Source organism: Streptomyces sp. NPDC006739 (genome assembly GCF_042869815.1).
Classification (GTDB): Bacteria; Actinomycetota; Actinomycetes; order Streptomycetales; family Streptomycetaceae; genus Streptomyces.
The window spans coordinates 62,884-83,364 of sequence record NZ_JBIAGM010000007.1; the positions used below are offsets into that span (position 1 = coordinate 62,884).

Annotated in this window: 20 protein-coding genes and 1 pseudogene; 10 read left to right on the top strand and 11 right to left on the bottom strand. The window is 71.1% G+C overall.

Annotated elements, in window-relative coordinates; genetic code table 11:
- Nucleotides 1–6: 6 nt before the first annotated feature.
- Entirely contained in the window at nt 7–411 is a 405-nt protein-coding gene (locus ACFYMM_RS16425) for a cupin domain-containing protein (protein WP_388386840.1), read from the top strand.
- A 4-nt stretch (nt 412–415) separates the two neighbouring features.
- Here the strand turns inward: ACFYMM_RS16425 and ACFYMM_RS16430 are convergent, their stop codons facing one another.
- Nucleotides 416–949: a CGNR zinc finger domain-containing protein gene (locus tag ACFYMM_RS16430; protein WP_388386842.1), complete on the bottom strand. Its 534-nt coding sequence runs from the start codon at nt 947–949 to the stop codon at nt 416–418.
- Between the two features lie 97 nt (nt 950–1,046).
- Between ACFYMM_RS16430 and ACFYMM_RS16435 the strand changes: the two genes are divergently transcribed.
- Nucleotides 1,047–1,970 carry a DMT family transporter gene (locus ACFYMM_RS16435; RefSeq protein ID WP_388386845.1) on the top strand — a complete coding sequence of 308 codons (924 nt, stop codon included), beginning with the start codon at nt 1,047–1,049 and terminating at the stop codon, nt 1,968–1,970.
- 37 nt (nt 1,971–2,007) lie between these two features.
- Nucleotides 2,008–3,018: a type I glyceraldehyde-3-phosphate dehydrogenase gene (gene gap / locus ACFYMM_RS16440; protein WP_388386847.1), complete on the top strand. Its 1,011-nt coding sequence runs from the start codon at nt 2,008–2,010 to the stop codon at nt 3,016–3,018.
- An 82-nt stretch (nt 3,019–3,100) separates the two neighbouring features.
- Here gap and ACFYMM_RS16445 read toward each other — a convergent pair whose 3' ends face one another.
- The 6 genes from ACFYMM_RS16445 to ACFYMM_RS16470 all read right to left on the bottom strand — a co-directional run bounded on the left by ACFYMM_RS16445 (nt 3,101) and on the right by ACFYMM_RS16470 (nt 9,916).
- Nucleotides 3,101–3,877, bottom strand: a complete 777-nt coding sequence (locus ACFYMM_RS16445) for an IclR family transcriptional regulator (protein ID WP_388386849.1) — start codon at nt 3,875–3,877, stop codon at nt 3,101–3,103.
- A 162-nt stretch (nt 3,878–4,039) separates the two neighbouring features.
- Entirely contained in the window at nt 4,040–5,734 is a 1,695-nt protein-coding gene (locus tag ACFYMM_RS16450) for a purine-cytosine permease family protein (protein ID WP_388386851.1), read from the bottom strand.
- Between the two features lie 76 nt (nt 5,735–5,810).
- The gene (locus ACFYMM_RS16455; protein ID WP_388386853.1) at nt 5,811–6,851 is read right to left on the bottom strand and encodes a LacI family DNA-binding transcriptional regulator; all 1,041 of its coding nucleotides are present in this window, start codon (nt 6,849–6,851) and stop codon (nt 5,811–5,813) included.
- A 75-nt stretch (nt 6,852–6,926) separates the two neighbouring features.
- Nucleotides 6,927–7,763, bottom strand: a complete 837-nt coding sequence (locus ACFYMM_RS16460) for an ATP-binding cassette domain-containing protein (protein WP_388386855.1) — start codon at nt 7,761–7,763, stop codon at nt 6,927–6,929.
- Nucleotides 7,760–8,755 (bottom strand): ABC transporter permease, encoded by a 996-nt coding sequence (locus ACFYMM_RS16465; RefSeq protein ID WP_388386857.1) that lies wholly within the window; start codon nt 8,753–8,755, stop codon nt 7,760–7,762. The genes ACFYMM_RS16460 and ACFYMM_RS16465 overlap by 4 nt, the downstream gene beginning before the upstream one ends.
- Nucleotides 8,756–8,899: 144 nt before the next feature.
- Entirely contained in the window at nt 8,900–9,916 is a 1,017-nt protein-coding gene (locus ACFYMM_RS16470; RefSeq protein ID WP_388386859.1) for a sugar ABC transporter substrate-binding protein, read from the bottom strand.
- 247 nt (nt 9,917–10,163) lie between these two features.
- Between ACFYMM_RS16470 and ACFYMM_RS16475 the strand changes: the two genes are divergently transcribed.
- Together ACFYMM_RS16475 and ACFYMM_RS16480 are read left to right on the top strand one after the other, a co-directional pair.
- Nucleotides 10,164–11,126 carry a carbohydrate kinase gene (locus tag ACFYMM_RS16475; RefSeq protein WP_388386861.1) on the top strand — a complete coding sequence of 321 codons (963 nt, stop codon included), beginning with the start codon at nt 10,164–10,166 and terminating at the stop codon, nt 11,124–11,126.
- A 146-nt stretch (nt 11,127–11,272) separates the two neighbouring features.
- A complete protein-coding gene (locus ACFYMM_RS16480; protein ID WP_388386863.1) occupies nt 11,273–11,566 on the top strand; it encodes a putative quinol monooxygenase in 294 nt (97 codons plus the stop codon).
- A gap of 292 nt (nt 11,567–11,858) precedes the next feature.
- Here ACFYMM_RS16480 and ACFYMM_RS16485 read toward each other — a convergent pair whose 3' ends face one another.
- Together ACFYMM_RS16485 and ACFYMM_RS16490 are read right to left on the bottom strand one after the other, a co-directional pair.
- Nucleotides 11,859–13,016: a pentapeptide repeat-containing protein gene (locus tag ACFYMM_RS16485; RefSeq protein ID WP_388386865.1), complete on the bottom strand. Its 1,158-nt coding sequence runs from the start codon at nt 13,014–13,016 to the stop codon at nt 11,859–11,861.
- Nucleotides 13,017–13,089: 73 nt separating this feature from the next.
- Nucleotides 13,090–13,431, bottom strand: a complete 342-nt coding sequence (locus tag ACFYMM_RS16490; RefSeq protein ID WP_388386867.1) for an STAS domain-containing protein — start codon at nt 13,429–13,431, stop codon at nt 13,090–13,092.
- Nucleotides 13,432–13,546: 115 nt separating this feature from the next.
- Here ACFYMM_RS16490 and ACFYMM_RS16495 point away from each other — a divergent pair.
- Together ACFYMM_RS16495 and ACFYMM_RS16500 are read left to right on the top strand one after the other, a co-directional pair.
- Nucleotides 13,547–14,449, top strand: a pseudogene (locus tag ACFYMM_RS16495) (GAF domain-containing protein); the annotation flags it as partial.
- Between the two features lie 228 nt (nt 14,450–14,677).
- Nucleotides 14,678–15,289 carry a hypothetical protein gene (locus ACFYMM_RS16500; protein WP_388386869.1) on the top strand — a complete coding sequence of 204 codons (612 nt, stop codon included), beginning with the start codon at nt 14,678–14,680 and terminating at the stop codon, nt 15,287–15,289.
- A gap of 208 nt (nt 15,290–15,497) precedes the next feature.
- On the opposite strand, the gene ACFYMM_RS16505 is transcribed toward ACFYMM_RS16500, so the two are convergent.
- Nucleotides 15,498–16,007, bottom strand: coding sequence for a DUF2231 domain-containing protein (locus ACFYMM_RS16505; RefSeq protein ID WP_388386871.1), 510 nt, complete (start codon nt 16,005–16,007; stop codon nt 15,498–15,500).
- Between the two features lie 245 nt (nt 16,008–16,252).
- On the opposite strand from ACFYMM_RS16505, the gene tatA reads away from it, so the two are divergent.
- Both tatA and ACFYMM_RS16515 read left to right on the top strand, forming a co-directional pair.
- Complete coding sequence (tatA, locus tag ACFYMM_RS16510; protein ID WP_388387336.1) at nt 16,253–16,558, top strand: Sec-independent protein translocase subunit TatA; 306 nt, start codon at nt 16,253–16,255, stop codon at nt 16,556–16,558.
- Nucleotides 16,559–16,913: 355 nt separating this feature from the next.
- Entirely contained in the window at nt 16,914–18,626 is a 1,713-nt protein-coding gene (locus ACFYMM_RS16515; RefSeq protein ID WP_388386873.1) for an LCP family protein, read from the top strand.
- A gap of 81 nt (nt 18,627–18,707) precedes the next feature.
- On the opposite strand, the gene ACFYMM_RS16520 is transcribed toward ACFYMM_RS16515, so the two are convergent.
- Complete coding sequence (locus tag ACFYMM_RS16520; protein WP_388386875.1) at nt 18,708–19,547, bottom strand: helix-turn-helix transcriptional regulator; 840 nt, start codon at nt 19,545–19,547, stop codon at nt 18,708–18,710.
- 203 nt (nt 19,548–19,750) lie between these two features.
- Here ACFYMM_RS16520 and ACFYMM_RS16525 point away from each other — a divergent pair, with 203 nt between their 5' ends.
- On the top strand, nt 19,751–20,464 hold the full coding sequence (locus ACFYMM_RS16525; RefSeq protein WP_388387338.1) for an SDR family NAD(P)-dependent oxidoreductase: 714 nt from the start codon (nt 19,751–19,753) through the stop codon (nt 20,462–20,464).
- Nucleotides 20,465–20,481: the final 17 nt, after the last annotated feature.

A 20,481-nucleotide genomic window follows, 5' to 3' on the forward strand; every position in this document is an offset into this window, starting at 1 on the left:
AACACCATGACCACGACCCCCCAGGCCGCGGCCGCCGTGGCCGAACTGCTGCCCACCCTGTTCACCGGGATACCCGGCGCGTCCTTCACCGAGCGGGAACTGGTCTTCCGGCCGGTCCGGTCCGACGGGCGCTCCGACGCCGAGATGCACCCGCTCTACACCGTGCGGGAGACCGGTGAGGACGGCCCGGCGGCGGCGGTCATGCGCTATCTGCCGGGCGCCCAGGCCCCCGCCCACCGGCACCCCGGCTACGAGCTGATCCTCGTGCTCAGCGGTGAGCTGGAGACGGACGACGGCACCTATCCGGCCGGCAGTCTGCTCGTCATGCCGCCGGACAGCGTGCACGCGCCGCGCAGTCCCAAGGGGTGCGTCGGTCTGGTGGTCTGGGAGCGGCCGGTCCAGGTGGAGTGACCGGTCAGGCGTGCCGGGAGCGGTAGCCCGCCGCCTTGGCGCGGTTGCCGCAGCGCGCCATGTCGCACCAGCGTCGCGAGCCGCGATGGGACCGGTCGACGTACAGGCGGGTGCAGTGCGCGGCCGCGCACTCCTTGACCTGGCCGGGCGGTTCGGTGAGCAGCACGACGGTGTCGCGGGCCAGCGCCGAGAGCACGGAGGCGATGGTGCCGTGCCGGGCGACCGTGCCGTCCGGCCGCAGCTCGGGGCGGACCGGGGTGCGGGCCGCGGCGCGGTTGACGAGGGCGCAGTCCTCGGGGTCGAAGAGCGATCCGGCGGCCGAGGCGAGCACCAGCCGGTAGGCCGCCTCGCGCAGGTGGACGGCGGTCCTGAGGTCCGCCCGGGTGGCGGGGGTCGGCGCGTCGAGCATGCCCGAGGCGACGGCCCAGTCGGAGAGGTCGGTGGGAGTGGTGAGCAGGTCCAGTGCCCCGTCGCGCCGGCCTTGCACCGTACCGACGAAGTCAAGGGCCGCGCTGCCGCTGACGAATGCGAAGTCCATACGCCAAGGGTAACCGCATTGACCGGTTGCCCGGGAGCTCTGTAGGGTATCTACATAACCTGATTGACTGGTTACTTCTGAGTGAGGGGTCCCTGTGATGGAACGCGACGACCTGAAACTCGCCGAGCGGGAGGCCTTAGTGCCGTCGACTCCGGCGGAGCGAGCCGAGACCCCGGCGTGGGCCTCCGCGATGATCCCGTCCGTCTTCGTGGTCCTGTGGAGCAGCGCGTTCATCGCCGCGGTGATCGGCACCGACGCCGCACCGCCGCTCCTGCTCACCTTCTCCCGCTTCGCGCTCGCGGGCGTCCTGCTCACCGGCGTCGCGCTGGTGACCAAGGCGCCGTGGCCCAAGGGGCGGCTGCTGGCACATGTGATCGTCACCGGTCTGCTGATGCAGGCGGTGCAGTTCGGCGCCTTCTACACGGCCATCGGGGCGGGCCTGCCCGGCGGTGTCGTCGCCCTGATCCAGGGATTCAACCCCGTACTCATCGCCCTGCTGGCGGGATTCTTCGCGGGCGAGAAGATCAGCCGGCAGCAGTGGCTCGGCTTCGCCGTCGGCGGCGCCGGTGTGGCGCTCGCGGTGGCCGGCGCCCTGCACTTCTCCACCACCGCCATCGTGCTGTCCTTCGTGGGCCTGCTCGGGCTGAGTGTGGGTACGGTCTACCAGAAGCGCTTCACCAAGGGCGCGGACGTGCGCAGCAGCACCGCGGTGCACTTCCTCGCCAGCGCGCCGGTGATGCTGGTGATGACCCTCACCCTGGAGAACCCGAAGGTCACCAACTGGACCGGATTCGGCGGCTCGCTGGCCTGGATCGTGCTGATCAACTCGGTGGGTACGTTCCTGCTGCTCAACTTCATGCTCAAGAAGCAGGACGCGACCCGCGTGGGCACGCTCTTCTTCCTCACGCCGGCCGTCACCGCCCTGCTGGCCTGGGTGGTCATCGGCCAGACGCTGAGCACCTCGGCCATCGTCGGCCTCGTCCTCGGCGGAGCCGGCGTCCTGCTCACGGCACGCAAGTAACCACGTCACCGGCACACGGCCAAGAGAAGGAAGACACATGAGCACCAAGGTCGCCATCAACGGGTTCGGCCGCATCGGCCGCGGCTTCCTGCGGGCCGCGCTCGCCGAGGGAGCCGACTTGGAGATCGTGGCGGTGAACGACCTCACCGGCGCCGACACACTCGCCCATCTGCTCAGCTACGACAGCACCATGGGCCGCCTGGCCGCCGAGGTGGCCGCCGAGGGCGACTCCCTCGTGGTGGACGGCCGTAAGATCGCCGTCTACGCGGAGCGCGACCCCGGCAGGCTCCCGTGGGCCGAACTGGGCGTCGACGTGGTCGTGGAGTCGACCGGTATCTTCACCGACGCCAAGAAGGCCGCCGCGCACATCGAGGCCGGCGCCCGCAAGGTCCTCATCTCGGCACCCGCCAAGAACGAGGACCTCACCCTCGCGTACGGCATCAACCACACGAGCTACGACCCGGCGGTGCACCACATCGTCTCCAACGCCTCCTGCACCACCAACTGCCTGGCGCCCCTCGTCAAGGTGCTGCACGAAGGGCTCGGTGTGGAGCACGGGTTGATGACCACAGTGCACGCCTACACCCAGGACCAGAACCTCCAGGACGGCCCGCACCGGGACCCCCGCCGGGCCCGCTCCGCCGCGCTCAACATCGTGCCCACGTCGACCGGCGCGGCCACCGCCATCGGCCTGGTCCTGCCCGAGCTGAACGGCCGGCTCGCGGGCCTGTCGCTGCGCGTGCCGGTACCGGTCGGCTCGCTGACCGACCTGTCGGCGTACGTGGGACGGCCGACCACGGCCGAAGAGGTCAACCAGCTCTTCGCCGAGGCGGCGGCCGGGCCGCTGGCCGGAGTCCTGCGGTACACGGACGCCCCGCTCGTCTCCACCGACATCGTCGGCGACCCGGCGTCCTGCGTCTTCGACTCCCAGCTGACCACGGTCACGGGCGAGGGCCGCCATGTGAAGGTCTTCGGCTGGTACGACAACGAGTCCGGCTTCTCGCACCGGGTCGTGGACGTCGTGCGCCTGCTCGGCGCGCAGGGCTGACGCCCTTTCGGCCTTCGAGGCGAAGCCCCGCGCCGGATCCCCGGGATCCGGCGCGGGGCTTTCACGTGCCGCGCCCGGGACGTCAGTCGGAGACGCGCCAGGCGACACCCCGGCCGGCCCCCAGCTCGCGGGAGAGCAGGGTGGCCACCTCCCGTACGGCCACCGCGTGCCGCTGCCGGGCCGGTTCGGTCAGCAGCCGCTCGACGGGACCGACGACGCCGATGGCGCCCGCCGGGCTGCCCGCCCGGTCGAACACCGGCGAGGCGATGGCGGCCTCGCCCAGCGCGCTCTCCTGGTCGTCCAGCGCGTACCCGAGCTGCCGGGTCTCCTCCAGCTGGTCCGCCAGCCCGACCGGATCCACCAGACTCTGGCCCGTCAGCTGGGCCAGGTCGCCCTCCAGCAGCTCCTTCTGACGCAGCTTCGGCAGGAACGCGACGAGGGCCTTGCCGAGCGCGCTGGTGTTCCACGGAATGCTCGCGCCCAGCTCCAGGATCTGCGCCCCGCTGCCCTGCCGGAAGGCGTGGTGCACGACGAGCGCGTACCGGTCGTCGTCGAGCACCGCGACCCACACCGCCTCACCGGTGCGCTCCGCGAGGGTCTCCGCCCACGGCACCGAACGCGAACGCAACTCGTGCGTCTCCAGGTAGGCGTTGCCCAGGCGCAGCAGCGCCGACCCCAGGAGGTACTTGCGGTTGTCCTTGTCCTGGCGCACCAGCCCCTCGGCCTCCAGGCTGCGCAGCAGCGCGTACACGGCGGGTTTGGAGACGCCGAGCCGCTCGGCGAGGTCGGTGACGCCGAGGCGTCCCGAGGCCGCCAGCTCCCGCAGGATGTGGGCCGCGCGCTGAACGGACTGCACCATGATTCCTACTCGCATTCACTATTACGGAACGCCGTATACGACAAACATCATCGCAGTTAACGGGGCTGCTGAGTAGGGTACGGCCCGGCATCGGCTCAATGAGACCGGCCCGCGTCACAGGACGCGGGCCGGGTGGCGCGAGGAGAGGGCGGGGGCCGGGGGTCAGCCGGCCGTGCGCACGGTGGGCATGGGGACGTCGACCGGACCGGCGGCCGCAGCGCTCTTGCACGAGTCGTGGCAGTCCTTCTCCAGGCTGCAGCACAGCGAGCACACCGCGCCCTGGTGGAAGGGGCAGTTGGCCATGTCGGGGCGCTCGAACCCGGTCGCGCACACCGAGCAGGTCAGGACGGCCGCCGAGGGCAGGCCGTCCGCGCCGAGCAGCGGTTCGGTGAGGTCGTCGACGCGGGCGATGTAGTACCTGCCCTTGGTGAGCACCGCGAACAACGGCGAGAGCACCATCGCCAGGAACAGCGCGATGAAGGGGGAGTACGCCTTGCCGTAGGCGCCGAACGCCTCGAAGTACGCGGCGATCGAGACCGCCGACGCGATCAGCATCGAGCCGAAGCCGACCGGGTTGAAGTGGTACAGGTGCGCCCGCTTGAACTCGATGTACGACGGGCTGAGCTTCAGCGGCTTGTTGACGACCAGGTCGGCGACGACCGCGCCGATCCAGGCGATGGCCACGTTGGAGTAGAAGCCGAGCACCGTGTTGAGGAAGCCGAAGACACCGCCCTCCATCAGGGCCAGGGCGATACCGACGTTGAGGAAGATGTAGACCACGCGACCGGGATGACGGTGCGTCAGCCGGGAGAAGAAGTTCGACCAGGACAGCGAACCCGAGTACGCGTTGGTCGAGTTGATCTTTATCTGGGACAGGATCACGAAGAAGGTGGCCAGACCCAGCGCGACCGGCGCGGCGAACGTCTTGAAACCGTGCACGTACTGCTGGATGGGCTCGTTGGCCTTGGCCAGGCCCACACTGCCGGCGATGTAGAAGGCGAGGAACGCCCCGCCGATCTGCTTCGCCGCGCCGAGGACCACCCAGCCGGGGCCGGCGCTCAGCACCGCGCCCCACCACTTCCGGGCGTTCTCGGGGGTCTTGTCGGGCATGAAGCGCAGGTAGTCGACCTGCTCACCGATCTGCGCGATCAGCGACAGCGCCACACCGGCGCCCGCGCCCACCCCGAGCATGCTGATGCCCGAACCGGTCGGTGAGTTGCCCGCGAAATGCGTGAACTGCGAGAACTTGTGCGGCTCCTGGATCGCGACGGACACGAACGGCGCGACCATCAGCACCAGCCAGACGGGCTGGGTCCACACCTGCATCTTCGACAGGGCGGTCATCCCGTAGATCACCAGCGGCAGGATGATCAGTGAGCAGAGGAGGTAGCCGACGGCGAGGGGGATGTGCAGGCCCAGGTCCAGGGCCTGGGCCATGATGGAGCCTTCGAGGGCGAAGAAGATGAAGGTGAAGCTGGCGTAGATGACAGAGGTGAGCGTCGAGCCGAGATAGCCGAAGCCCGCTCCCCGGGTCAGCAGGTCCATGTCGATGGAGTACTTCGCCGAGTAGTACGAGATCGGTATACCGGTGAGGAAGATGACGACCGCCGCCGTGAGGATCGCGACCATCGCGCTGGAGAAGCCGTTGGAGATCGCGATCGATCCGCCGATGGCGAAGTCGGCCAGGTAGGCGATGCCGCCCAGCGCGGTGGTGGCGACCACGTAGGGCGTCCAGCGGCGGAAGGACTTGGGCGCGTAGCGCAGCGAGTAGTCCTCCAGGGTGTCGTTCTTCGCCCACCCGTTGTAGGTCCGGCCGCCCGCTGCCGTCGGCTTCTCTTGTTCGACGATGTCCGTCACGATGCTTCCCTCTTCCCGCAGGGGCTGTTTCGAGGGAAGAGTCCCGCCTCATTGTTTCGCGAGCGTTTCCCTTCTTTTAGTACTGAGTGGCCTCCTGCGGCGCCGGGGCGGGGCGTTCGCCCGAGCCCCGGACGATCAGACGTGTGGGGACGGTGCTGGTGCGGGCGCGGGAGGTGTCGCCGTCCAGGCGTGCCAGGGCGGTGGTCGCCGCCGTCCGGCCGATCTCCTCGGGGTCCTGGGCGACGACCGTCAGGGCCGGTTCGAGCGCCTCCGCGAGGGCCACGTCGTCGAAGGCGACGACCGCGACGTCCTTGCGTCCGCTGCGGGCGAGTTCGGTCACTATGCCCAGCGCGACGATGTTGTTGCCGGCGAACAGGGCGGTGGGCGGATCCGCCAGGCCCAGCAGCTGGGCGGTGGCGGCGGAGGCCCCGTGCTGGTCGTGGGCGTTGGTGATCAGGGAGCGGTCCGAGGGCAGGCCCGCCTCCTGGAGGGCCGCGCGATAGCCCGCCAGACGCTCGCGGCGGGTGTAGAGCCTGGTGGGAAGGTCACCGATGAACCCGATGCGGCGGTGGTGGTGCGCGATCAGATGGGCGACGCCGTCGTGGGCGCCCGCGCGGTTGGAGCTGACGACGCTGTCGGTGGCCAGGCCCACCCCCGGACGGTCGAGGAAGACGACCGGCAGGCCCGCGGCGCGGTGCGGCTTGAGGTGCGAGTGGTCGGCGCCGACGGACGGCACGACCATCAGGACGCTGACCCGCCGGGCCAGGAACTTGTCCGTCAGGGCCCGCTCGCGGCCCGGGTCGTCGGCGGAGGAGCCCATGAGCAGGGTCAGGCCGCGGTCGCGGACCGTGTCCTCGATGCTGCTGGCCACCGCTCCGAAGAAGGGGTTGCCGAGGTCCGGGATGACCAGTCCGATGGTGGTGTCGGGTCCGCCGACGCGGATGTTGCGGGCCATGAGGTTCGGCTGGAAGCCGAGCTTGGCCACGGCGGCGAGGACCTGTTCGCGGGTCCGGGCCGAGGCGGGTCCGTCCTCGTTGAGGACGCGGGAGACGGTCTTGGCGCTCACGCCCACTTCGCGGGCGACGTCGGCCAGGGTGGGGCGGCGGCTGGCTGCCATGGAGGAACGGTCTCCTGTGCTCGTCGGTTCCGGCCGCGGCCTCGGCCGGAACCTGTGAGTGCTTCAGTCGTGTCGTCAGTTGGCCTGGACCCCGGCGGCCTTGGCCGCCTCGGAATCCGCTACGACAGTATCTCCGGCCTCGTCCACGGCGAGCGCGCCGGTCATGATGGCGACGACCTCCGCCATGGAGTAGTCGGACGGCTTGATGAGCGCCGCCCGCCTGCCCAGCCGGTGGACGTGGATCCGGTCGGCGATCTCGAAGACGTGCGGCATGTTGTGGCTGATCAGGACGACCGGCATGCCCTTGTCGCGGACGCGGCGGATGAGGTCCAGCACCTGGCCGGACTCCTTCACGCCGAGGGCGGCGGTGGGTTCGTCCATGACGACGACGGAGCGGGCCCAGGCGACGGACCGGGCGACCGCGACGGCCTGCCGCTGTCCGCCGGAGAGCGTCTCGACCGACTGGGTCAGCGAACGCAGGCCGATCTTGAGGTCGGCCATGTGTTCGGCGGCCTCCTGGCGCATGCGCTTCTTGTCCAGCATCCGGAAGACGCTGCCGAGGACTCCGGGGCGGCGCAGTTCGCGTCCGAGGAACACGTTCGAGGCGATGTCCATGGAGGCGGCCACCGCGAGGTCCTGGTAGACCGTCTCGATGCCGTGCGCGCGGGCGCTCTGCGGACCGGAGAAGGTGATCGCCTCGCCGTTCAGCCGGATCTCGCCCGCGTCGGGGACGATCGCGCCGGTCAACGCCTTGATGAGGCTGGTCTTTCCGGCCCCGTTGTCGCCGATGACGGCGAGGACCTCACCGGGCAGCAGATCGAAGTCGGCGCCGTCGATGGCGGTGACCTGGCCGTAGCGCTTGACCAGGCCACGGGCCTGCAGCACGGGGGCGGGGGAGGAGGTGGCGGTCATCGTGCCTTCTTCCGGGAGATCTGGTCGACGGTCACCGCGAGGATCACCAGGACACCGGTGATCAGGGTCTGGTAGATGGAGGCGACACCCATGAGCTGCAGACCGTTGCGGAAGACGCCCACGATGAGGACGCCGATGAAGGTGCCCAGCACCGAACCGCGTCCGCCGAAGAGGCTGGTGCCGCCGAGGACCACGGCGGTGATGCTGTCGAGGTTCTCGGTCTGCCCGGCCTGCGGGTCACCGACCCCGGTGCGGGAGATCAGCAGCAGGGCGGCGATGCCGTAGAGGACGCCGGCCACGGTGTAGATGCCGATGGTCAGCCGGGAGGTGCGGATGCCGTTCAGCCGCGCCGCTTCCTGGCTGTTGCCGAGTGCGTAGACGTGCCGGCCCCAGCCGGTGCTGCTCAGCGAGTAGGCGAGCAGCAGGAACAGCGCGATGGTGACCAGGGAGCCGTAGGTGATGTCGGTGTGGCCGAGCGGGAAGGTCTGCCCGAGGGCGGTCAGCGGGCCGGGCAGGCTGGTGATGGTCTGCTCGTTGGAGTAGATGTGGGTCAGCGCGAAGGCCACGTTGAGCATGCCGAGGGTGACGATGAACGGCGGCAGCGGGACTTTCTGCACCAGGAATCCGTTGAGCAGCCCGAAGCCGCCGCAGACGACCAGGCCCAGGGCGATGGCGAGGAGCGGCGGCAGGGAACCCTGGGCGGCCATCTTGGCGATCACGATGCTGCCGAACGCCATCACGGCGCCGCACGACAGGTCGATGCCGGCCGTGAGGATGATCAGGGTCTGTCCGATGGCGAGGGTGCCGACGACCATGACCTGCTGCACGATCAGCGAGAAGTTCCCGCCGGTGAGGAACTGGTCGGTCGAGAGGGAGAAGAAGGCACAGGCCAGAAGAAGGGCGACCAGCGGGCCGGTGGTCGGTGCCGTGAGCAGTCTGCGGGCCGTGGTCGGCGCTTTGAGCTCGGCGTACGGCGTGGTCGTGGCTGTCATGCGAAGTCCTTGTCGGAAGACAGAAGTCTTGTCCGTCGGTGCCGGAGAACAAGAGGACGAGAGGGCGGCCGTCCCGGGTCGGGGAGGAGGGGCCGGCCGCCCCGCTCAAGGAAGAGGCGGTGTCGTACGGTCCTGCGGGGCGGCTCAGCCCCAGCAGTTCTGCAGGCCGAAGCCGGTGTCCTTGGACGTGACGCCGGCCTGCGCCTTGTCGGTGATCAGGTTGACGCCGGTGTCGGTGTAACCGGACGCCTTCTTGCCGTCCTTGGCGTACGTGACGACGGCCTTGACGCCCTCGGCGGCCATCTTCAGCGGGTACTGCTGGGACGTGGCGGCGATCTTGCCGTCCTTGACGGCCTGGGTGCCGGTGCAGCCGCCGTCGACGGAGACGATCAGCACGTCCTTCTCCCGGCCCTTGGCCTTCAGCGCGGTGTACGCGCCGAGGGCGGCCGGTTCGTTGATCGTGTAGAGGAGGTTGATGTCGGGCGACTTCTGCAGGCAGTTCTCCATCGCGGTCTGGCCCTTGGCCTGGTCGCCACCGGTGTCCTGGGCGCACACGACGTCCTTGTCGGTGGCACCGAAGCCCTTCAGGAAGCCGTTGTGCCGCTGCACGCCCACCGAGACGCCGGGCGCCAGGTCGAGGGTGGCTATCTTCGCGGTCTTGCCCTTCATGGCGGCCTTGGCGTACTCGCCGATCAGCTGGCCGGCGTTGAAGTTGTTGGTGGCGAAGAGGGCGTCGACCGCGCTCTGCGGCTCGGTCGGCGTGTCCAGGGCGATCACCAGGACGCCCTTGGCACGGGCCTTGGCGACCGCGGGCACGATGGCCTTGGAGTCGCTCGGGGTGATCAGGATGCCCTTCACGCCGGAGGCGACCATGTTCTCGATGGCCGTCACCTGACCGGCGTTGTCACCGTCGAACTTGCCCGCGGCCGTCACCAGTTGGGCGCCGTCCGCCTTGGCGGCCTTCTCCGCGCCCTCCTTCATCTTCACGAAGAACGGGTTGGTGTCGGTCTTGGTGATCAGACCGACCTTGATGCTGCCCGAACCGGTGCTGGAGGAACCCGATCCGGAGCCGGATCCGCAGGCCGTCAGGGTGAGGGCGGCGACGCCCGTGCAAGCGGCGACCCTGAGGAGGGCGAGGGGCAGACGAGGGGTGCGAGGCATGAACGACTCCTGCGGGATTACGAGCGGCGTGGCCGGCATCGGAGCATGCCGTCCCGGGATGTCATCGTTGACTTATGTCATCGTTGACACTGCATGGCGAGGATGATGGACTCCGTCTCCCGGAAACGTCAATGCCCTGCGCCCGTCACAAATCGGCAACGCCCGGCCACCCACCCGCGCGGCCGTCCGACGGCCCCTCGCGACGCGCCCGGCCCCTGCCCGTCCGTCCGTCAGAGAAGAGCAGCCCATGAGCCCGCGTCAGATCACCGTCCTCGGCGAGTGCGTCGCGGACGCGTTCACCGAACCCGCGAACGCCTCGAACGAACTCGCCCTGCGCGTGCTGCCCGGTGGCGGACCCGCGAACACGGCGGTGGCGCTGGCCCGGCTCGGCACCCCGGCCCGCTTCCTCGCGCGGCTGTCCGGCGATGTGTTCGGCCGCCTGTTCCGCGCCCACCTGGAGGCGTCGGGAGTGGACCTGTCCCACGCTGTGCGGGCCGCCGAGCCCAGCACGCTGGCCGTGGCGGAACTGGACGCCCATGGGCAGGCCGCGTTCTCCTTCCACGCCCAGAACACCGCCGACTGGCAGTGGACGGCCGGCGAGCTGGCACAGGTCGACCTGTCCGGCACCGCCTGTGTGCACACCGGCTCCCTGGCGCTGGTCCGGGAACCCGGCGCGGCGGTGGTGGAGGACTTCCTGGCGGCGGCCGCCCCGCACGCGACCGTCAGCATCGACCCCAACGTCCGGCCGCTGCTCGTCCACCCCGAGGTCTACCGCGCCCGGCTGGCGCACTGGTGCGCCCTCGCCGACGTGCTGCGTCTGAGCGAGGACGACCTGGAGCTCCTGCTGCCGGACACCTCGCCCGAGCAGGCGTGCGACGTCTGGCACGCGGCCGGTGCGCGGCTCGTCGTGATCACGCGCGGCGCCGGCGGCGCCCTGGCCTCGCTGGACGGTGAACGGGTGCGGGTGCCCGCCGTGCCGACGAGGGTCGTCGACACGGTCGGGGCCGGGGACTCCTTCACCGCCGGACTGCTGCACCACCTCGGCGCCCGCGGCCTCCTCGGCGGCCGGCTGACCGGACTGCGCCTCGACGACGTCGCGGAGGCCTGCCGCTTCGCCGCCCATGTCGCCGCCCTGACCTGCTCGGTCGCGGGTCCCAACCCGCCGTGGCAGAGCCAGGTGACACAGCTCGTCGCGGCCGACCCGGTATGACGGCCGGCTGAGCCGCCCCTGGGGGCGGCCGGCATCCCGGCCGTTGACGTGCGGCCCGTAACTGCCCCATGATCGGGCCACTCGATGTCAACGATGACATCGTCGGCCTCTCCTCACCGAGAAGCGCTCACGAAGGACACCACACCGTGAACAAGACCCTGCTCGCCGAGTTCACCGCCCGTGAGGGCGCGGAGGACGAGGTGGCCCGCCTGCTGCTGGACTACGCCGAGAAGGTGCGCGAGGAGGACGGCAACCTCGCCTTCGACGTCTACACCAAGGCGGCCCACCCGCGCGCCTACTGGATCTTCGAGGTGTACCGGGACGAGGACGCCTTCCAGGCCCACCTGAAGGCTCCGTACGGCGGGCCGTTCAACGCCGCGCTCACCCCGCTGATCGAGGAGGACGCCTCGGTGCTGACCTTCCTCGATCCGGTGACCTGAGGCGCCGTACCGCTCGTCGAGGCGGGCGCGCCGCTCGCCGCGGCCGGCCGACCGCCCCTGAACTGAGAGTTCCATCAGAGCTGGGGCGGTGTGGCGCGCCGTTGCCGGACTCGCGCGTACGCCGACGTCGGCCGTGCCCCGCAACCGCTTCGAACGACGCCGTGCCGAGACCCGGCCGGTTCACCACCTCGACTGACGAGGGACGACGCACAGCGGACGGGGGACGGGGCCCCGTGACCAGGCCCGTCGTCCGCGAGCCGCAGCGCCTCCCGTTGCCGCGCCCCCGACGGAGTCAGTTCGTCGGATCGGGCGTCAGGTCCGATCGCAGGGCAGGAACCGGAGCCGTGATCGCGGCGGCCGGCAGCAGGATGTCCGGTTCGGCACCGGGGTCCTCGGTGACGACAACACCCGCGGCCCCGGCGTCGAAGCCGGCCGGCCACACGGTGAGGTCGCTCCCCAGCGCGCCTTCCAGGTTCGCCCGGCGCAGGTCGGCACCAGTGAGGTCACAGCCCCGGAGGTCGGCCATTCGCAGGTCCGCGTGCAGGAACACGGCGCCCATGGCGCGGGTTTTGCGCAGGTTCGCCTCTCGCAGGTCCGCACGGGAGAAGTCCGCTTCGCGCAGGTCGGCCCTGACCATGCGGGCGCCACGCAGATCGGCTTCGACACAACGGGTCCGGTGGAGTACGGAGGTGCCGAGTTCGGCGTGCCGCAGGTTGGCGGTGATCAGTGAGGCTCCGCCGAGGTTGACCTGGTACACGCTCGCGGCTTCCAGGCATGTGCCGTCGAGGTTGACACCGGTCAGCCACAGTCCGTCGCAGTCGGCGCGGCGCAGGTCGGTGAAGCTGATGTTGAGCCAGCCGGGGGCCCGTTCCTTGCCGAGGACTCCGAGGCAGGTGAGCGCCGTCTGAGCGTCCGCGGCCCGGGTCTCCAGGGGGCGCACCGAGTTGACGGGAGTATCCGCGGCCGGGGCTCCTGGCTCCAGCGGCGGCCAGGGCAGGTGCGTCCGGAGGTAGGCCGCCATGATCGAGACGACTGCTTCGTGGTCGCGGTCGGAATGGTCGGCGATCCTCCACAACGCGTAGATGCCGCCGATCCGCACGTCCAGCTTGTCGGCGCCGAGCTGTTCCACGGCCCGGCTGAAGCGATCGGTGACGTGGCCTTCCCGGGTGGCGGTCAACCCGTCCTGGCTGACGCGCAGTTGACGCCAGGTCGCATAGGCGCCGAACAGCACGACCGCGCCACCGATCGTCTGAAGCAGCGTGGTGCGCACGTTGTTCACGGCGTTCAGCCGGTCGGCGGCGGCGAGCCGTGCACCGGCGAGGTCATGGTCGACCACAAGCCCCGGAAGGACCAGGAGCGTGAAGGACAGCGCGGCCAGCGCGACCACCGTGACCGAAACCGCGACAACGGTACGGGCCGGACGCCACCGGCCACCATCGGATCCCCCCATGGGCATCGGATCCTAGGGCAAGGCTTTCCGCACGTCGGTCGGGGCACGCCCACCGGTGCGCCCCGCCGGTGCGTCAGGGGAGCCGCGGATGCACCTCGAAGACGCCCCACAGGCCCGTCGCCCGCAGCATGCGCAGGAAGCCCGCGCTGGTGGCGATGAGCCGCAGCCGGCCCCGCCGGGCCAGTACCCGGTTGCGCGCCCGGCACAGCAGCCCCAGGCCGGCGCAGTCGATGAAGGCGACCGACCGCAGGTCCAGCACCAGATCGGGTTGGGGGTACGCGGTGAGCGCGTCGAGCCGTTGTACCAGCGCGATCACGGCCAGCAGATCGATGTCGCCGTGCAGGGCCACCACGGTCGCGCCGTCGGCCATGTCCTGCGCAACGGAGGGAACCGCCCGCGTGTGGTTCTCGGACATGGGACGAGCGAAGCAGGGCCCCGGGTCGCGCGGTAGGGCCGATCGGCCCGAACGCGGCCGCCCGGCACCGGTGTGAGGAGGCCGGAGGCCGCCCGCAGGATCGGCGGGTACGCCGCGGGGCGGGGCGGGGTTCGACGAGGAGGACGAGTCGGTCCTCGCGACGCTGGCCGTGGCCGCCGGCGTGGCCATCGACAACGCGCGCCTGTACGAGGACTCCCGGCTGCGCGAACGCTGGCTGCGGGCGAACGCGGAGATCACCCACAGCCTGATGTCGGGCAGCGAGCGTTCCACGGCCCTGGGCCTGATCGCCGAAAGGGCCCGGGAGATCGCGGGTTCGGCGCTGGCGGCGGTCGCCATCCCCATGGAGGAGACGAAGGCGCTCACCGTCGAGATCGCCGTCGGTGTGGACTCGGAGGCACACCAGGGGCTGGTGCTGCCCGTGCAGGAGAGCCTGATGGGTCTGGCGTACACCGCCGCCGCCCCGGTGACCAGCGACGATGTCGCCCACGACGCACGGATCTCCCCGAAACCCCCGCGCTTCGGCGGACTCGGCCCCGCCGTCGCCGTCCCCATCGGCACCGGGGAGGGCGGCACCCGCGGCGTGGTCCTGCCGGCGCGCGAGGTCGGCCGGCCGGCGTTCTCGCAGCGGGAGACCGAGATGCTCCAGGGTTTCGCCGCGCAGGCCGCGATCGCGAGGGAGCTGGCCGAGCCTGCGCATGAGGGTCTGCCGGACACCGATGGGCCGCGGGAAGTCGCCGAGCACGTCGTGGCCGTCCTCTCCGAGGCGCTCACCGACATCGCCCGGCACGCGCACGCCGGGCGGGCGGAGGTGGCCCTGACGACCGACGGCCGCACCGCCTGCCTGACGGTCCGGGACGACGGCGTCGGGATCCCGCCCGGCGGCCGGCGCAGCGGGCTGCGCAACATGGCCGAGCGGGCGGAGCGACTGGGCGGGCACCTCCAGGTGTCCGGGCCGGACGGCGGCGGCGCGAGACTGGAGTGGCGCATCCCGCTGCCGACGAGGGAGGCGCCGAATCAGTGTCGTCGTGGAAGCGGTACGGCGCGCGGGCGGCGCGGGCGCCGGTGGAGGTGCACGATGGAGTGGTCACGCTTGACGGCCGCGTCCAGGACACCGTGCACGTGCCGATCGCCGTTCCGCTCGCGCGGACCGGGGCGCCGACCGGACCCGAAGCGGCCGGCTCGCGCCTGACGGCCTGCCGACGGCCTGCGAGAGGAGGCGGCGACGATGCCGAAGACACCTCCCACCACGAGCGGGACACCGACCCGCCTGGGGCTGTGGCGATGGCGGCGCAACCCGCTCAGGCGGCACAGCGACATCGTGGAGGCCTGGGTCGTGCTCGCCGCCTGGGTCCTCGCCCTCCTCGGCGGAGCCTTCGCGGGTGTGCTCGCGGGGCAGGTCACCGACTCGGCGTTCGACGCGCGGCGGGCCCAGGTGCACGCCGTGTCCGCCGTGCTGGCCGACGGCGCGCAGAGGACCGCGCCGGCCGGGACCGGGTACGACGACGGCCGGGTGTGGGCCACCGTGCGCTGGACGGACGCGGACGGCTCCGTGCACCAGGGCCGGGCGAAGGTCCTGCCGGGAGTCCCGGTCGGCACCCGGCTGACGGTGTGGACGGACCGCACCGGCCAGGTGGTTCCCCATCCGGCCGGGGAGGGGGAGGCGGCACTGCAGGCGGTGCTGACCGGTGTCCTCGTCGCCTCCCTGGCCGGCACGGCGGTCTGGGCCGGCGGATGGCTGGTCCGCACCGGGCTCGTCCGGCGACGGCTGGCCGAATGGGACGAGGAGTGGAAGCGGGTCGGACCGGAGTGGCGGAACTTCAGCGGGGGCAGGGGCTGAGCACAGGGACCTGCCGGCGGCAGCGGGACCACGTCGGCACCGCGGGTTGCTCGGGCCCGGCGAGGGGCCCTTCGGCCCGGGACGGGCGGCGCACGGTGCGGCGGGGGCCGGGAGAGGGCGGAGCCGCCGGGCAAGTGACCGGCCGGACGGCCCGGGCGCATGGTCGCGCCCAGGCCGGAGAAGCCGGCCGTGCGGAGGCCGCGGTGGGTCAGGAGCCGCCCTGTGACCCCTGTGCCGTCTTGGAGTAGGCGTCGTGCCAGGCGGCCTTCGCTCCGGAGTCGCCGATCCGGTACACGTCGACGACCGCTCCCGCCGCGACGGCCAGCGACAGCACGCCGAGGACGATCCGTACCGGAAGGGCGGACCAGCGCCCGCCACCCTGTCCCGGTTCCACCGGACCCCGTCGGGCGGCCCACCACACCACCGCCGCCAGTACGAACAGACCCAGCGCCCAGGGCAGCAGCCCGTCGCCCAGGTCGGTGTGCCGGCGCACCAGGGCGGAGTCCTCCACATGCCGTTCCAGCCACTCGCCCGCCTGGGTGGTGAGCGGCACGCTGACCAGGGCGACGAAGGCCAGCAGCGGCAGCAGCACACCCAGCCGCCGGGCGGCGCGCGGCCACAGCGCGGCGGCCACCAGGGCCAACGCGGTCAGGGGTATCAGCACGACCACCACATGAACCAGCAGGACATGGGCGGGCAGGCCGTTGATCAAACTCATCGAGGCGCTCCTGAGGAGGTCTGGGGCGCGTCAGGCTGGCACAGCAACCTCTCAGTTACCTCTCAGCTCATGGCCTTCTTATGTCGTAGGCCATACGCTTTTTGTCTCTCAGGCCGTAGCTTCATACCCCTCGGCCGGCCCACTTCGGGCCCGCGCGGTTGTACAGTTGCGCAACGTAGCAATCATGAATGACGGCGACCCGCGCCGAGCGGGCAGCGCCGCATGGCGAAGGAAGGGTGGGCGCGATGCTGCGCAACGGACTGGAACCCTGGCACCTGCTGGTTCTGGCGATCGTCATCATCGTGCTGTTCGGGTCGAAGAAGCTGCCGGACAGCGCCCGCGCGCTGGGTAAGTCCATGCGCATCCTCAAGAGCGAGGCCAAGGCCATGAAGGAGGACGGAGCCGGGCAGACTCCCACCGCCCAGGCCGACAGCGCGTCCTCGTCCGAGGCCGCGTCCCCCGCCGAAGCGGCGGCCGCGCGCGTCATCCAGGGCGCCCCGGGCGACACCGCCTCGGCCCGCCCGGTCTCGGAGGACAGCACCGTCCGCTGAGCGGGGCCCGGCGCCCGCCACGAGCGGCTGGGCATACCCGGCGCTCGGGGCGCTGACCACGGTGGCGGTGACCGACATGGTGACCGCTGCCGTTCTTCGTGCTCGGCCCGCACCCGGGCCCGAGCGCCTCAGGTTCGCGCGGCGCATCGGCCTGCCACGGGCGGGGCTTCCGTTTCGCAAGGGAACGGCGGCCGCTGCGGCCCTTGGGGCACCTGAGGTTTACGGCCGTCTCAGCAACAGTTGTTATATTGCGCAATCATCCAACCGAAGGGCGCGTCCCGGCGTACGGGTCGTTTCCCTGCTGCCTGGTCGTCGTGCCGGCGGTTGGCGCCGGCGACAGCGTAGGGAGTGGGAGATGAGCGACCCCCGGGGCGAGACTCCCGGACAGGCGGCCACGCATAAACGTTCCTCTTCTGTGCCGCGCCAGCGCGTGGCGGCCGACGCCGCGTCCGTCCCCGCACCGGGCGGCCGGGCGGCGGCACGGCAGGCGACGCGGACTCAGGGACGCCGCTCGGGCCGCAGGGCCAAGCCGTTCACCCGGCGCAGACGACTGGCCCGTACCGCCCTGCTCACCGTCTCGGCCCTGATCCTGGTCACTGCGGGGGCCGGCGCCTGGCTCTACGAGCACCTGAACGGCAACATCAAGAGCGTCGCCATCGGTGACGGGGGCCAGGAGAAGGCGGATTCCTTCGGCCGTACGCCGATCAACATCCTGGTGATCGGTTCCGACGGACGGAACAACGCGGCCGACTGCAAGCTCGGCGGGGGCTGCGGCGCGGCGAGTTCGTCGGCCGGGCACAACGCGGACGTGGAGATGGTCCTGCACGTCTCCGCCGACCGCTCCAACGCCACGGTGATGAGCGTGCCCCGCGACACCATGACCCAGATCCCCGCCTGCAAGGACCCGGACAGCGGTCAGTCGACGTCCGGCTACTACGGGCAGATCAACAGCGCGCTGCAGTACGGTGCCGCCTGCCAGGTCTCCACCGTCCACCGGCTCACCGGGATACCCATCGACCACTTCCTGATGCTCGACTTCTCCGGCGTGGTGAAGATGTCCGACGCCGTGGGCGGGGTGTCGGTGTGCGTCAGCGACAACGTCTACGACACCTACTCGCACCTGAAGCTGGCCAAGGGCACCCACACCCTCCAGGGCGACGCGGCGCTGGAGTTCGTGCGTTCCCGGCACGGCTTCGGCGACGGCAGTGACCTGGGCCGGACCCTCTCGCAGCACATATTCCTCAGTGCCCTGATCCGCAAGTTCAAGAGCGCGGGCACGCTGGCCGATCCGACCAAGGTCTACTCGCTGGCCGACGCGGCCACCAAGGCGCTGACCGTGGACACCGGCCTGGGCAGCGTCGGCAAGCTCGTCGGTCTGGCGGACGACCTGAACAAGGTCCCGGCCAACCGGACGACGTTCACCACCATGCAGACCGCGCCCGATCCGCAGAACTCCGACCGTCTCGTCCCCGCGGCCACCGCGAAGTCGCTGTTCGCCGCCATCGCCCAGGACCAGTCGCTGAGCGCGGGAGGCGGGGGGAAGAAGGCAGCCGCCGCCCCGTCCGCGCCGACGTCCGCGCCGGCCTCGGTGCCGGCCGCGCAGATCGCCGTACGGGTCGAGAACGGCACCGCCACCGGTGGACGAGCCTCGGCCGTCGCCTCCGCGCTCATCGCCAAGGGCTTCGGCTCCGGCACCACCACGGCCAACGCCCCACAGCAGGCGACGACCACCACGCTCAGCTACGGCCCCGGCCAGAAGGCGGAGGCCGGAACGGTGGCCGCCGCCCTCGGACTTCCCGCCTCGCACCTCACGCAGGGCAGCACGAGCGGACTCACCCTCGTCATCGGCGCCGACTGGCCCAGTGGAACGACCTTCTCCGGCGGCGCGTCCTCCGCCGCACCCGCGGACACGCACGCCGCCGTGTCGAACGCCCACGCCCAGACCGCCGACAAGGCCAAGGGCTGTGCGAAGGTCAGCCCTTACAAGACCGTGAAGCTGAACGGCGTGCGGATGACCCCCGTCGAGGCCTACGAGGAGGCGAAGGGGACGAAGGACTCGGCGTCCTGAGGAGACGGACCGGTGCACGGACCGGTGCTTCGGCCGCCTGCCGGATGCACGCTGCCGGGCCGGGCCGGGCCTCGCCGGCCGTCACTCGACCAGGCTCTGGGTGCCGAGCACCGAGATCAGCTCCAGCTTCTCGGCGGCCTCGGTGCCCGGTTCGGCCGAGTAGACGAGGATGTGCAGGTCGCTGCCCTCCACCAGGAGCGCATCGCAGTCCAGCGTGAGCAGGCCCACCTGCGGATGGTCGATGGTCTTGCGCGAGGCCTCCAGCCGGCCGACGACACCCGCGTCCCACAGTTGGGCGAACCGCTCGCTGTGGGCGCGCAACTCCGCGATCATGCGTACGAGTTGGCGGTCGGACGGGTAGCGGGCGGCGGTCGCGCGCAGCTCGGCGACCATGCCGACCTCGAAGGCGCGCCGTTCCTCCGGGGTGTGCCTGACCCGGGTGGGCGCGCCGAGGAAGTTGCGCCACACGCCGTTGCGTTCGAAGCCGCGCCGACCGGACAGGTCGCCCATCAGCGCCGCGTGCATCGGATTGGCCAGCAGCAGCGTCATGGCCGCGTCGGAGACGCCGACGGGGGTGTCCACCAGCCGGTCCAGCAGCCGCTGGACGCTGGGCGTGATGTACCCGGGCACCATCTCGGGGCCCGGCGGGACCAGTCCGGCCAGCCGGAACAGATACGCCCGCTCGTCCGCCGACAGCCTGAGCGCCCGGGCCAGGGCCTCGACGACCTGACCGGAGGGGTTGGCCGCCCGGCCCTGTTCGAGACGGGTGACGTAGTCGACCGAGATCCCGGCCAGCAGTGCCAGCTCCTCGCGACGCAGCCCGGCCGCGCGCCGCGCGCCGCCGACGGGCAGTCCGGCCGCTCCGGGGGAGACCCGATCGCGCCAGCGCCGCAGGGACCGTCCGAGTTCCGTCGCCGTCATGCCCCCAGTGAACACCGTCGGCGGCGCTTCTTCCTGGTACCCGTGGTCCCAGGAAGAAGGGTCTCCTGGCTGATCGTGCCGCCACGCCGGAGTCTGGCGGCATGACGACAACGAAGACGGCGAAGACAACAAAGACCACGGAGAACACGGAGAACACGGACACCACGACGGCCGCGAAAACGGCGATGACCCCGATGACCCCGATGACCCCGAGGGTGATACTGATCACCGGAGCCAACAAGGGCATCGGTCACGAGACCGCCCGCCGGCTCATCGCCGCGGGTCACACCGTCTACGTGGGCGCCCGGGACGCCGCGCGGGGACGCCGGGCCGCCGAGCGGCTGGGCGCGCGGTTCGTCCTCCTCGACGTCACCGACGACACGACCGTCGAGGCGGCGGCCAAGACCGTGGAGGCCGACGGCGGCCTCGACGTCCTGATCAACAACGCCGGGATCGAGACCAGGGACGAGGACAACGGCGTGCCCACGGCCGCGACCGTGACGGCCGACCAGATGCGGAACACCTTCGAGACGAACGTCTTTGGTCTCGTCCGTGTCACCCGCGCCTTCCTGCCACTGCTGCAGCGCTCGGCCACTCCGGTCGTGGTCAACGTCAGCAGCGGCCTGGCATCGCTGACCAACCTCTCCGACCCGGACCACTTCGCTCACTTCTATCCGGGCGTCGCCTACCCGACGTCCAAGACCGCGGTGAACATGCTCACCGTGCAGTACGCGAAGGCTTTCCCTGCCATGCGGATCAACTCCGTCGAGCCCGGCTTCACCAGGACGGACCTCAACGGCAACACGGGCACGCAGACGGTCGAGCAGGGTGCCGAGGTCGTGGTGCGCATGGCGCAGATCGGCCCCGACGGTCCGACCGGCGGCTACTTCGACGTCAACGGCCCGCTGCCCTGGTGACTCACCGGCCCGCGCCA

Bases quoted from the DNA above. Each gene is read 5' to 3' on its own strand.
- ACFYMM_RS16500 (WP_388386869.1), top strand. From the start codon at position 14,678: ATGCCGAAGACACCTCCCACCACGAGCGGGACACCGACCCGCCTGGGG.
- ACFYMM_RS16435 (WP_388386845.1), top strand. From the start codon at position 1,047: ATGGAACGCGACGACCTGAAACTCGCCGAGCGGGAGGCCTTAGTGCCG.
- ACFYMM_RS16525 (WP_388387338.1), top strand. From the start codon at position 19,751: ATGACCCCGAGGGTGATACTGATCACCGGAGCCAACAAGGGCATCGGT.
- ACFYMM_RS16470 (WP_388386859.1), bottom strand. From the start codon at position 9,916: ATGCCTCGCACCCCTCGTCTGCCCCTCGCCCTCCTCAGGGTCGCCGCT.
- ACFYMM_RS16425 (WP_388386840.1), top strand. From the start codon at position 7: ATGACCACGACCCCCCAGGCCGCGGCCGCCGTGGCCGAACTGCTGCCC.
- ACFYMM_RS16465 (WP_388386857.1), bottom strand. From the start codon at position 8,755: ATGACAGCCACGACCACGCCGTACGCCGAGCTCAAAGCGCCGACCACG.
- ACFYMM_RS16455 (WP_388386853.1), bottom strand. From the start codon at position 6,851: ATGGCAGCCAGCCGCCGCCCCACCCTGGCCGACGTCGCCCGCGAAGTG.
- ACFYMM_RS16520 (WP_388386875.1), bottom strand. From the start codon at position 19,547: ATGACGGCGACGGAACTCGGACGGTCCCTGCGGCGCTGGCGCGATCGG.
- ACFYMM_RS16485 (WP_388386865.1), bottom strand. From the start codon at position 13,016: ATGGGGGGATCCGATGGTGGCCGGTGGCGTCCGGCCCGTACCGTTGTC.
- ACFYMM_RS16445 (WP_388386849.1), bottom strand. From the start codon at position 3,877: ATGGTGCAGTCCGTTCAGCGCGCGGCCCACATCCTGCGGGAGCTGGCG.
- tatA (WP_388387336.1), top strand. From the start codon at position 16,253: ATGCTGCGCAACGGACTGGAACCCTGGCACCTGCTGGTTCTGGCGATC.
- gap (WP_388386847.1), top strand. From the start codon at position 2,008: ATGAGCACCAAGGTCGCCATCAACGGGTTCGGCCGCATCGGCCGCGGC.
- ACFYMM_RS16505 (WP_388386871.1), bottom strand. From the start codon at position 16,007: ATGAGTTTGATCAACGGCCTGCCCGCCCATGTCCTGCTGGTTCATGTG.
- ACFYMM_RS16490 (WP_388386867.1), bottom strand. From the start codon at position 13,431: ATGTCCGAGAACCACACGCGGGCGGTTCCCTCCGTTGCGCAGGACATG.
- ACFYMM_RS16515 (WP_388386873.1), top strand. From the start codon at position 16,914: ATGAGCGACCCCCGGGGCGAGACTCCCGGACAGGCGGCCACGCATAAA.
- ACFYMM_RS16475 (WP_388386861.1), top strand. From the start codon at position 10,164: ATGAGCCCGCGTCAGATCACCGTCCTCGGCGAGTGCGTCGCGGACGCG.
- ACFYMM_RS16430 (WP_388386842.1), bottom strand. From the start codon at position 949: ATGGACTTCGCATTCGTCAGCGGCAGCGCGGCCCTTGACTTCGTCGGT.
- ACFYMM_RS16460 (WP_388386855.1), bottom strand. From the start codon at position 7,763: ATGACCGCCACCTCCTCCCCCGCCCCCGTGCTGCAGGCCCGTGGCCTG.